Source organism: Allobosea sp. NPDC055353 (genome assembly GCF_053644975.1).
In genome coordinates, this window is the sequence record NZ_JBSHMC010000001.1 from 2,336,521 (window position 1) to 2,348,286 (window position 11,766).

An 11,766-nucleotide genomic window follows, 5' to 3' on the forward strand; every position below is an offset into this window, starting at 1 on the left:
TTTGGTCTTCGTGTTGCGGAACGCGTCAGGCGGCAGCCTTGGCGCTCCGATCGGGTTGCGCGGCCACGAGCTTTTCGTAGGCCGCGAGAAAGAGATCGATATCTGCCTCGGAGGTGGTCCATCCGAGCGACGCCCGCAAGGCCCCCGCGCTCATGGCGGGGTCGATTTTCATCGCATCGAGCACATGCGAGCGCTTGACCTTGCCGGACGAGCAGGCCGAGCCGGACGAGAGCGCCACCCCGGCGAGGTCGAGCCTGATCAGAACGGTCTCGGCCTTGAGGCCCGGCGTCGCGAAGGCGGTGGTATTGGGCAGGCGCTGCGCTGACCGGGCGAAGATCGCAGTTTCCGGCGACAGCGCAGCAAGCCCTGCTTCCAGACGATCGCGTAATCCGGAAACCCGCACCGCCTCATCGGCCATAAGCTTGCCGGCGATCTCAGCCGCCGCACCGAAGCCGATGATTCCCGGCAGGTTTTCGGTCCCGGCGCGCCAGCCGCGCTCCTGCCCGCCGCCGCGCATCGGCTTGTCGGCCAGTTCGAGCGCGCCCGTCCTGAAGACGATGGCACCGATGCCCTTCGGCCCGCCGATCTTGTGGGCCGAGAGCGTCAGCACATCGGCGCCGAGCGTCATGATATCGATGGCGATCTTGCCGGCAGCCTGCACAGCGTCGCTATGCATGAGGCCGCCATGGCGATGGGCGATCGCTGCCGCCTCGGCGACAGGCTGGATCACACCGGTTTCGTTATTGGCGAGGTGGATCGAGACGAGAGCGCGCGCGCCGGGGGTCTCAGTGACGAAACGCGTCAGCCGCGCATCGAGCCAGGCGAGATCGACTAGCCCATTCTCGTCGACGGGAATTGCCTCGGCAGCACCACCGGGAAAACGATGCCCGTCGCGCACGCAGGCATGTTCGGTCGCGCCATGAAGCAGGAGCGTCGCGGGCGTCCGCACGCAATCGCGACCACCGTCGCAATCCATCAGGCCGGGCGAGAGCACCGCGACATTCGCTTCCGTGCCACCGCTGGTGAATACGACGTTCGAGGCCTTGGCACCGACGAGCCTGGCGACCTGCTCGCGCGCCCGCTCCATGGCGGCGCGTGCCGCGCGCCCCTCACCGTGGACGGAGGACGGATTGCCCGGCAGCGTCAGCGCATGCGCGACCGCTTCCACCACCTCCGGCCGCACCGGGGTTGTGGCGTTGTGGTCGAGATAGGCGCGTCCCGCCGTCACGATCCTGCCTGCTCCATTCTCGTCATCGCTCGGTCACTGATACGAAATGCTTGAAATCGCACCTGTGCGCCGTGCTATAGCCGCCCATCCGAACCGGCCGGAATGGTCGAAACGCGGCTCGCATAAGCGATCCACCGTTTTGTTCTCGACTTGTTCACGGCTGTTAGAACTATTCTAAGCGCCCTTCATCTAGGGCGCGCATGGTGGCGCCGTCAAGGGTGGCCGGGTTTCGAGCAGGCATGCGCCCGCTTTCTGCCCGCCCGCGCCGGCACTGCCGCAAGAAGCGGTGAGACGATGCCAGAGGTTATCTTCAACGGGCCGGCAGGCCGGATCGAGGGCCGCTACCAGCCGGCCAAGAAGCGGGGTGCACCGCTCGCGATCATCCTGCACCCGCACCCGCAATTCGGCGGGACGATGAACAACCAGATCGTCTACAACCTGTTCTACACCTTCGTGAACCGCGGCTTCTCGGCGCTGCGCTTCAATTTCCGCGGTGTCGGCCGCAGCCAGGGCCATTTCGACCATGGCGCCGGCGAGCTCTCGGACGCGGCCGCGGCGCTCGACTGGATGCAGGCGCTGAACCCCGAGGCCAAGAGCTGCTGGATCTCCGGCGTCTCCTTCGGCGCCTGGATCGGCATGCAGCTCCTGATGCGCCGGCCGGAGATCGAGGGCTTCCTCTCGATCGCGGCGATGGCCAACCGCTACGACTTCTCCTTCCTGGCGCCCTGCCCGTCCTCAGGCCTGTTCGTCCATGGCTCGGAGGATCGCGTCGCCCCGGTCAAGGAGGTGATGGCGGTGATCGAGAAGGTGAAGACCCAGAAGGGCATCCAGATCGAGCACACGGTCGTCGAGGGCGCCAACCACTTCTTCGACGGCAAGGTCGATGTGCTGATGGAGCAGGTCGGCGCCTATCTCGACGGCAAGGTCGGCCCAGAAATCCTCAAGAGCGAGCAGGAACAGGCCTGAGCCTGCCTGCTCAAGGAGACGGGTGGGTCAGCCCCCGGCTCGACGCCATGACGGGCAGCGTCATCTGCGCTGCCCGCGCCTCCGCCAGTATCCAGTCGCGGAACAGTCTGATCTTGCGTTCGCGCTGACGCTCCGTCGGATAGACGATCCAGTAGGCCCAGGCGTCGCGCACGACATGTTCGACGGCATAGACGAGCCGTCCGGCCGCGATGTCATAGGCGAAGAGCTCCGGCACGGCCATCGCGACACCATGCCCACGCATCGCGGCCTGGACGCTCATCGCCTGCATCTCCAGCGACATCGTCCGCCCGCCCGGCCGGGGCATATCGAGGCCGAGATCGGCGAACCAGTCCTTCCACGCCCCCTCATCGGCGCTGAGCAGCGGCGCCCGCAGCAGGTCGGCCGGCTCGCGCAATTGCAGCCGTTCGCGCAGTTCGGGCGAGCAGAGCGGCGCGTAATGGCAATCGAACAGTTTCTCCGCCGTCACGCCCGGCCACGAGCCCGGCCCATAGCGCACCGCGAGATCGACGGCCTCGGTGGTGAAGTCGACGAGGTGCTGCGAGGTCCGGACGCGCACCGCGAATTGCGGGTTCTCCATCTGGAATTGCGCCAATCGCGGCGACAGCCAGGTGATCGCCATCGTCTGCAGCGAGGAGATCGTCAGGACCGTCTGGTTCTCCTCGCAGATGTCGCGAAACACCGTCCCGATATCGGCGAGCGCCTTGCCGACCGGACCGGCCAAGCGCTGGCCGATCGCGGTCAGTACGACCTGGCGCGGCTGGCGCAGGAAGAGCGGCGCCCCGACACGATCCTCTAACAAACGGATTTGATAGCTCACGGCCGCCTGCGTCATGCCGAGCTCCTCGGCGGCGCGGGTGAAGTTCTGGTGGCGTGCCGCAGCCTCGAAGACGCGGACCGCGGCAAGAGGCGGAAGCTTGGGCGGCGGCGGATGCGAGGGCATGAAGAAGCATAAGCCCTCTTTATGGCAGGTGGCAATCTTCCGCTTTGTAGTCTCGCCCCATCCGGCTCAGATTCACCTCACAAAGCGGGCGTGAAGCCTGCCTCCGAGAGGATACCCATCATGACCTGCGCCTCCCATGCGGCGCCGCTGGATATGTCCGGCGGCTCGTCCCTTCCGCACGCCCTGCTCACGCTCTGGCAGCGCCACGCGGCAGCCATCCGCACGCAGCATCGCCTCGCGACGCTGGACGATCGCGCGCTCTGCGATCTCGGCCTCGCGCGCGACGTCGTGGAGCCACTGCACCTGCGCGACGCCGCCGATTTCTGGCTCAACCGCATTCCCTGATGAGGTTGGAAGGGCCTTTGCCGCAAAAGCGATTTCCACTTTTCGGCCCGATGCTCTAGACGACGGCGGAACGACATCCAGCAGATCGCAAGCCGCCATGACCACCTACAAATCCGATTTCCTGCGCGTTCTCGACGAGCGCGGCCTCATCCATCAGGTCTCCGATCCGGCAGGCCTCGATGCTCTGTGCCGGCAGGGAACGCAGACGGCCTATGTCGGCTATGACGCGACCGCGACGAGCATTCATATCGGCAACCTGATCTCGCTGACGATGCTCTACTGGTTCCAGGAGACCGGCCACCGCCCGATCACGCTGATGGGCGGCGGCACCTCCATGGTCGGCGACCCCTCCTTCCGCGACGACCAGCGCAAGCTGCTGACCGTCGAGGAGATCGCGACCAATATCGAGAGCATCAAGCGCGTCTTCGGCCGCATCCTGCGCTATGGCGAGGGGCCGACCGATGCGATGATGGCCAACAACGCCGACTGGCTCTTGAAGCTGAACTATGTCGAGTTCCTGCGCGATGTCGGCCGGCATTTCTCGGTCAACCGCATGCTCTCCTTCGATTCGGTGAAGCTCAGGCTCGACCGCGAGCAGTCGCTGTCCTTCCTCGAGTTCAATTACATGATCATGCAGGGCTACGACTTCACCGAGCTGAACCGGCGCTATGGCTGCCGCCTGCAGATGGGCGGCTCCGACCAGTGGGGCAACATCATCAACGGCGTCGACCTCTCGCACCGGATGGGCGGCCCGCAGCTCTACTGCCTGACGACGCCGCTGCTGACGACCTCGTCCGGCGCCAAGATGGGCAAGACCGCCAATGGCGCGGTCTGGCTCAACGCGGATGTCTTCAGCCCCTATGATTTCTGGCAGTATTTCCGCAACACCGAGGATGCCGATGTCGGCCGCTTCCTCAAGGTGTTCACCCGGCTGCCGCTGGACGAGATCGCCCGGCTCGCAGCCCTCGGGGGGGCCGAATTGAACGAGGCCAAGAAGATCCTCGCCACCGAGATCACGGCCATCGTCCATGGCCGCGAGGCAGCCGAGGCCGCGGCCGAGACCGCGCGCAAGACCTTCGAGGAAGGCGGGCTCGCCGCCGACCTGCCGAGCGTCGCGATCGCGCGGGCCGAGGTCGAGCCGGGCATCGGCGTGCTCACCGCCTTCGTCAAGGCGGGGCTGGTGCCCTCGACCGGCGAGGCCCGCCGTCAGGTCAAGGCTGGTGGCCTGCGCGTCAACGACGTGGTAGTGACCGATGAGCGCGCCTCGCTCGGCCTTGGCGACCTGACATCGGAGGGCGTGATCAAGCTCTCCTTCGGCAAGAAGAAGCACATCCTGCTGCGTCCGGAATAAGGACGTCTGTCATCCCGTGCGCGGTGCAGCGCGAAGCGATGCGCCGCAGACACGGGACCGCATGACGAGAAGGCGCCGCTTTCTGAGGACGATCCCGCATCTGCGCAGCAGCACTGCGCACGGGATGACACGTTTCAGCGCGGCTGCGTCTGCCTCGGCTTCTGCGCCGGCGCGCCGCCGAGCGGATCGACGAAGCGACGCAGGATGCCGGGTGCCAGCGCCGACAACGGATTGATCGACATGGTCGGTGCGCTGGCCGCGCCGGAGATGCGGAAATTCACGGCGAAGAGGCCGCCATACTGGCTGCCGCCGCCGAGCAGCGCCCCGACGACCGGGACCTGGGCGAAGGCGTTGTTGAAGGCATAGCCAGGCACGAAGGTCCCGCCGATATCGACGCGGTCGCGGCCGTAATCGACATGCCCCTGCAAGGTGAAGCCGACCTGCTGGCCCCAGATCACCATGTCGGAAACGTCGAGCCGGCTGGCCGAGCGGGTGAATTCGGCCTTGAGCTTGGTGAAGGCGACCTCGCTGACATCGATGCGCTGCTCGGCGGCGCCATCGCCGGCGAAGGCCCGCGGCGACTGCGCGCCGACGACGCGGCGCAGCGCCGGCTCATCCCGGACCATGAAGTTGCGGAACAGCAGGTCGCCGCTCTGGTTCTCGCCCGGCCCCAGCGTGAGCACGAGATCGCCGCCATGGGCCTTGTTGTAGAGGTCGAGGAAGCGCAGCAGCGAGCCGCCGTTCTCCGACTGGACGACCAGTTGCCCGCCCTCGCCCTGGCGGCCCTGCCGGGCGGAAACATCGGCCTTGCCGATCCGACCCTGGAAATTGGCGGAGCGGATATCGCCCCCGCGCTTCACGAGTTTCAGCGTAGCGCTGGTGATCGCCTCGCTGTTGAAGCCGGTCAGGATCGGCACGTCGAGATCGACGTCGTAATCGCCGCCCTTGGCTCCGGGCTTGCCACCCTTGCCTGACGATCCCGGGCGTTGCAGGTCCTTGATGAAGGGGCGCAGGTCGGCGACAGCGCCCCGCACCGTCAGTTTGACGACGCTACCGTCCCGCCGCGCATCGACCTTCAGGTTGTCACCCGGCGACAGGCGGAATTGCGAGAAACTCGCACTGTCCAGCCCGTTCTGCTTGTTCAGCTCGATCCGCCCCTTGATCAGGGCCGAGCCCGCATCGAGCGAGAAATCTTCCAGGTCGGGGCCATCCGCATCCGCGACATAAGCGAAACTGACCTTGCCAGGCCGCCCCGACGGCTTGCTGAGCCCGGGAACGACACCGTCGAGCGCGACCTTGGCGAGATCGATCTCGACGCGCGGCGGCTGCTCCGCGCCCTTGCCGAGCGACTTGACCACTTTCACCGGCAATGTCCCGGAAATCCCGCTATCGGCGCCGAAGCCGCGCCGCTGCCGCGCCGCGGCATCGAGCGCAAGCTGCAGGATCGCTTCGCCCTGCCCCTTGCCGTTCTGCTTGAGCTCGACCTGCGCCTTGTCGCCGCCGACCCGCGCATCGCCACGCAGCGACAGCCCGTTGCGATCGAGATTGACGGCGAAGCTGCCGGCGTCGAGCTTCTCGGTTCCCAGCAGCGTGTCGGAAGCGACGCTCGCGAGCGATCCGGTGCCGGTCACGACAACCTCGTCCGGCTTCAGGTCATCGGCAAGCGGCAGGGTGATGCCGACCTTGAGGTCGCTCGTGCCCTTGATCGCCGCCGGATCGATCTTGCCGGGGTTGAACTCCTTCAGGGCCGGAAAGGCGAAGAGCGCCGCCAGCGCATCCATCGAGCCGACCGAGCGGAAGCCGATCCGCGCCTGTGCGCGGTGCACATGATAGTCGGGCATGGCGAAGCTGCCTTCGCTCAACTCGAGCTTGCGGCCACCGCCGAGCTCGGCCGTCGCCTTGCCGATGGCGAGCTGGACGGTGCGGCCGCCGACCCGGCCGGACACGGTCGCATCGACCAGAGGCGGCAGGCCGGGATCGGGGAGATAGCGGACACGGTCGGCGTCGATCATCACCGAGAGCGCGGCATCCGGCATGCCCTCGCCCCTGAGCAGGCGGGCGTGATCCTCCGGTGCGAGGTCGAGATCGACCGACAGCGACTTGATGCGCCCCGCCGCGAGCTGCCGCCGCAACGTGCCGTGCACATCCGGCGAGGTGAAGGCAGGCCAGATCGCGAGCAGCGCGCGGGGATCGGAATCGCTCGCCTTGATCGCAAAGCGCTGCAATGGCGAGCCGTTCACCCGCTGAACCATGGCCGACATGTCGACGGTGGCGAGCGGCCCGCGCAACGAAACGGAGTCGATGGTCACGGCATTATTGGCAGGGTCGAGCTTGACGGCGGCCTTCAGGCTGTCGATCTGGACCGGCGGATCGGCGTCGACGCCGGCAAGCTGGCCCTTGGCATCCAGTGCGATGCGCCAGCCGCCACCATCCTCGCGCAGCGAGCCCGTCGCCGAAAGCTGCGTCGCGCCGGCCTTGATCTCGCTGCGGACGATGTTGAGCTCGGACAGGTCGGCGCCGCTCGCCATCTCGATATCGGCCGAATCCAGGGCGAAGGACGAGACCGGGCTTTCGGGAAAGCGCAACGTGCCGGACCGGACCGCGATCCGGGCGGTGATCGACTTCCTGCCGTCCGGGGACTGCCGCAAGATGGCGTGCCCCTGCAGCGGCAGGCCCTCGACCAGAACGCCGCCCTTTCCGAAGGCAAGCGCGACCGCTTCCGCCGGCTCGAAGCGCAGGATGTCGATATCGGCGCGCTGCGTGCCGTCGGCCTCGGTTGACAGATCGACGGCGAGCTCCTTCCAGCGCTGGCCGGTGCGCCCCTTCATCGTCATCCGCGTGCCGCGATCGGCGATGCGGGTCAGCTTGATCTCGACATCCTCCAGCCCGGCCTTCTGGCGCCCTTCCGGGTCGACCAGCGAGAGCCGTGCGCCGTTCATGCCGGCTTCCTCGAGCGATCCGAGAATGCCGTCGCCGCGCGCCAGCGTCGAAATCGCCCCCATGATGCCGGTGAAGGCGTTCCATTGCGCCGCATCCGGGACGCTCGGCTGCGGCGGCGTCTCGGCCGGCGCCGAATCGGCGTTGACCACGAGGGCGCCGTCCTTGGTGACGCCGAGGCGGACATTGACGCCGCGCAGATCGACCGAGACGAGCTTGATCTCGCCCTTGAGCAGTGCGAGCGGCGCATAGCCGAGAACGGCTTCCGGCGCCCGGATCACGGCGCCGCTGACGTGCTGGAACGAGACCTGCCGGACGCGCAGTTGCGAATGCCCGTCGATCCGGCCGAGCTCGGCAGAGGCTGCCGTGACCTTCCAGTCCGGTCCCAGGCGCTCTTCGATGGCAGCCGTGATGCGCCCTTCCAGGCCCGACAGCGGTACGATGCCCGTGACCATGAGCATCGCTGCCGCCGCCGCCAGCACCAGCACGGCGACCGTGACCGCGACGCAGATGGTGACGAGACCCGCCCTGGCGCGCTGCTTCACGATCGCGACATCGCAGGCTTCGCTCGCGGGCAACGCTTCGCCTTGCCCCGCAGCCACAGCCCTTGCTTCCTGGTCTGCCAAAATCCGCCTGGTCCTCTTCGGCGCCTGCGCCGGCTTGTGTCAGGGTGCGGCCGATCGCCTCTTGCCGCAATCCCCGAAGGCGGCATGCATGTCGATGCGGTCAGACGAAGCGATTCGGCAATCCGGAAACGGAATCGTCCGACGATTCGCAGGCTTTTGCCGCGAGCCGTCCCGCCATGCCGGGTCACGCGCTCCATGCAGCGAGAACGCGACGAAAGGAAGGCGGCGGCCATGGCATTGCAGGAAGGCGACAAGGCGCCGGATTTCACGCTGGCCCGCGACGGCGGTGGCGAGATCAGCCTCGGCGCGCTGCGCGGGCGCAAGATCGTGCTCTACGCCTACCCGAAGGACAACACCCCGGCCTGCACCGAGGAGGCGATCGCCTTCAATCGCCTGCGCCGGGAATTCGCGGCCTGCGGCACGGAGATCATCGGCGTTTCGCCCGATTCGGCAAAGAAGCACGACAATTTCAAACGCAAATACGAGCTTGACTTCCCGCTCCTCGCCGATGAGACGCAAGCCCTGGTGAACGCCTATGGCATCTGGGTCGAGAAGAGCCTGTATGGCCGCAAATATATGGGGGTCGAGCGCTCGACCTTTCTGATCGATGCCGAAGGGCGCCTCGCCCGGATCTGGCGCAAGGTGAAGGTGGCCGGCCACGCCGAAGAGGTGCTCGCGGCAGCCCAGAAACTTTGAAGCATCGCAGGAGCATTGCGCATGCCGGGATTTGCGAAAGATTAACCCTAACAATGTCTGATGAGGGTATCGGCAGCGTGATTACCGGTTCCGCGTATGCATCATCAGTCCCAGACGTCTCCCGCCCTCCCGACCGTCGGCCTGGTCTCGCACAAGACCTATACGGTGCGCCGCTCCACCATGCTCGCAGGGCTTGCCTGGCTCGCCCTGAGCACGGCCTGCAGCGGCGGCGCAGGCTGGTACATCCTCAGCAGGGATGATCTCGCCGCGCGGCTGATCGCCCGCGAGACATCGCGCCAATACGCCTATGAGGATCGGATCTCGGCGCTGCGGGCCGATATCGACCGCTACGCCAGCCGCGCCCTTCTCGATCAGGACGGCGTCGAATCGCGCGTCGACGAGCTTGCCAGCCGGCAGGCCGAGATCGAATCGCGCCAGTCGCTCGTGGCGGCGCTCACCGACACCTTGCAATCCAATGGCCTGATGCCGGCCGCGAAGCTGCCGCTGCGCTCGCAGGTCATCAAGCCCGGCGAACCGATCCGCGCCTCCGGCGTGACCAGCTTCGCCCCGATCATGCCGGGCAAGCCGACGCCTGCGCCCGAGACTCCTTCGCTGCGCGGCGCCGATGGCGGCTGGCAGTCGGGCGAGACACCGGCCGAGCCGCCAGCGAAGCGTGTCGATGCCGCCTTGACGAAGCTCGACGGCGCCATGGCCAGGACGTCGAACGCGCAGATCTCGACGCTGAAGGAGATGGACGAGACCCTCGCCGCGACGCAGAAGCGCCTGCGCAGCGCGCTTGCCGAAACCGGGCTTGATGCCGATCGCCTCGCCGCACCGGCTGCCTCGGCCGGGGGCATGGGCGGCCCCTTCGTGCCGGTGAAGCTCGACCCGTCGGAGAGCCCTTTCGCGGCCACGCTCAGCGCCCTCCAGCCGCGCGTCGCGTCGGTCCTGCGCCTGCGCGGCGTGATCGAGCAACTGCCACTCGCCCGGCCGATGGCCGGCGACCACGATTTCACCTCGAATTTCGGCTACCGCACCGATCCCTTCACCCGCGGCCTCGCCATGCATACCGGCGTTGATTTCCGGGCCGAGACGGGTTCCTCCGTTCTGGCGACCGCACCGGGCAAGGTCGTGGTGGCCGAGTACAATGGCGGCTACGGCAACATGGTCGAGGTCGAGCATGCCAATGGCCTGAGCACCCGCTACGCCCACATGTCGGCGATCTCGGTCTCGACCGGGCAGATGGTCAAGGCCGGCACCGTGGTCGGCCGGGTCGGCACCACCGGCCGCTCGACCGGACCACACCTGCATTACGAAACCCGCATCAACGACGAGCCGGTCGACCCGACCCGCTTCCTGCGTGCCGGCGGCAAGCTGCTCGCGAAAGCGCTCTGACAGGACCAGCCCGAAATGAAGAAGGCCGCGCTTCGGGCGCGGCCTTCTTCATTTGTTCGCCTTCAGCCGAAACTAGTCGATATCCTCGACTTCCACCTCAGTGCCGTAGACGCGCTGTGCCAGCGACGCCTCCATGAAGGCATCGAGATCGCCATCGAGCACCTCCGACGGCGCCGTCGAGCTGACGCCGGTGCGCAGGTCCTTCACCAGCTGGTAGGGCTGCAGCACATAGGAGCGGATCTGGTGGCCCCAGCCGATATCGGTCTTGGAGGCCTGCTCGGCATTGGCCTTGTCCTCGCGCTTCTTCAGCTCGACCTCGTAGAGGCGCGCGCGCAGCATGTCCCAGGCCTTGGCCCGGTTCTTGTGCTGCGAACGCTCCTGCTGGCAGGACACCGCGATTCCGGTCGGGATATGCGTGATACGCACCGCCGAATCCGTCGTGTTGATGTGCTGGCCGCCGGCTCCCTGCGCGCGATAGGTGTCGATGCGGCAGTCGGATTCGTTGACGTCGATGACGATGCGGTCGTCGACGACCGGATAGACCCAGATCGACGCAAACGAGGTCTGCCGCCGGGCATTCGAGTCGAAGGGCGAGATGCGCACGAGGCGATGCACGCCCGATTCGGTCTTCAGCCAGCCATAGGCGTTATGGCCCTTGAACTGCAGCGTCGCCGACTTGATGCCAGCCGTATCGCCGTCTTGGTACTCGAGCGTCTCGACCTTGAACTTCCGCCGCTCGCCCCAGCGCCGATACATGCGTAGCAGCATCTCGGCCCAGTCCTGGCTCTCGGTGCCGCCCGCGCCGGGATGAATCTCGACATAGGTGTCGAGCATGTCGGCCTCGCCCGAAAGCAAGGTCTCGACCTGCAGTCGCGCCGCTTCGTCCTGCACCGCCTTGATCGCCTGCTCGCCCTCGGTGACGGTGGCGTCGTCGCTCTCCATCTCGCCGAGTTCGATCAGCGTCAGCGCGTCGTCGAGCTCGCGCTCGAGCTTGCCGATGCCTTCGATCTGGGTTTCCAGCGAGGTGCGCTCGCGCATCAGCTTCTGCGCGGTTTCGGCATCGTTCCAGAAATCGGGTCCCTCGGAGAGGGCGTTGAGTTCCGCTAGGCGGCGTTGAGCGACATCCCAGTCAAAGATGCCTCCTCAGCAGTCCGATCGACTGCTTGGCGTTATCGAGTTGCGTCTGGATTTCGGGGCGCATGATTCCGTCTGGACGTCCTTGTGGGCTGAACTTGAGCGCTGAGATAGGGGCGAAAGCCGG

9 protein-coding genes are annotated in these 11,766 nt (G+C 66.7%); 5 read left to right on the top strand and 4 right to left on the bottom strand.

The features are described 5' to 3' along the window. Positions 1-25: 25 nt before the first annotated feature. Complete coding sequence (locus ACWIEX_RS10820; protein WP_454033495.1) at positions 26-1,231, bottom strand: cysteine desulfurase family protein; 1,206 nt, start codon at positions 1,229-1,231, stop codon at positions 26-28. A 291-nt stretch (positions 1,232-1,522) separates the two neighbouring features. Between ACWIEX_RS10820 and ACWIEX_RS10825 the strand changes: the two genes are divergently transcribed. Next, a complete protein-coding gene (locus ACWIEX_RS10825) occupies positions 1,523-2,194 on the top strand; it encodes an alpha/beta hydrolase (RefSeq protein WP_454033037.1) in 672 nt (223 codons plus the stop codon). Between the two features lie 10 nt (positions 2,195-2,204). Here ACWIEX_RS10825 and gcvA read toward each other — a convergent pair whose 3' ends face one another. Then, positions 2,205-3,155: a transcriptional regulator GcvA gene (gene gcvA / locus ACWIEX_RS10830; protein WP_454033038.1), complete on the bottom strand. Its 951-nt coding sequence runs from the start codon at positions 3,153-3,155 to the stop codon at positions 2,205-2,207. A 120-nt stretch (positions 3,156-3,275) separates the two neighbouring features. On the opposite strand from gcvA, the gene ACWIEX_RS10835 reads away from it, so the two are divergent. Both ACWIEX_RS10835 and tyrS read left to right on the top strand, forming a co-directional pair. Continuing rightward, a complete protein-coding gene (locus ACWIEX_RS10835; protein WP_454033039.1) occupies positions 3,276-3,500 on the top strand; it encodes a YjiS-like domain-containing protein in 225 nt (74 codons plus the stop codon). A gap of 97 nt (positions 3,501-3,597) precedes the next feature. Next, positions 3,598-4,851: a tyrosine--tRNA ligase gene (tyrS, locus tag ACWIEX_RS10840; protein ID WP_454033040.1), complete on the top strand. Its 1,254-nt coding sequence runs from the start codon at positions 3,598-3,600 to the stop codon at positions 4,849-4,851. A gap of 134 nt (positions 4,852-4,985) precedes the next feature. Here tyrS and ACWIEX_RS10845 read toward each other — a convergent pair whose 3' ends face one another. After that, positions 4,986-8,390: a hypothetical protein gene (locus ACWIEX_RS10845; RefSeq protein WP_454033041.1), complete on the bottom strand. Its 3,405-nt coding sequence runs from the start codon at positions 8,388-8,390 to the stop codon at positions 4,986-4,988. A 255-nt stretch (positions 8,391-8,645) separates the two neighbouring features. Here ACWIEX_RS10845 and ACWIEX_RS10850 point away from each other — a divergent pair, with 255 nt between their 5' ends. Both ACWIEX_RS10850 and ACWIEX_RS10855 read left to right on the top strand, forming a co-directional pair. Continuing rightward, the gene (locus ACWIEX_RS10850) at positions 8,646-9,110 is read left to right on the top strand and encodes a peroxiredoxin (protein ID WP_454033042.1); all 465 of its coding nucleotides are present in this window, start codon (positions 8,646-8,648) and stop codon (positions 9,108-9,110) included. Positions 9,111-9,206: 96 nt separating this feature from the next. After that, on the top strand, positions 9,207-10,505 hold the full coding sequence (locus ACWIEX_RS10855) for a peptidoglycan DD-metalloendopeptidase family protein (RefSeq protein WP_454033043.1): 1,299 nt from the start codon (positions 9,207-9,209) through the stop codon (positions 10,503-10,505). A gap of 72 nt (positions 10,506-10,577) precedes the next feature. Here the strand turns inward: ACWIEX_RS10855 and prfB are convergent. Next, positions 10,578-11,706, bottom strand: a protein-coding gene (gene prfB / locus ACWIEX_RS10860; RefSeq protein WP_454033044.1) for a peptide chain release factor 2 whose coding sequence is annotated in 2 segments (ribosomal slippage) — positions 10,578-11,636 and positions 11,638-11,706 — 1,128 coding nt in all. Because the reading frame shifts where the segments join, the coding sequence is not laid out codon by codon here. Positions 11,707-11,766 lie beyond the last annotated feature (60 nt).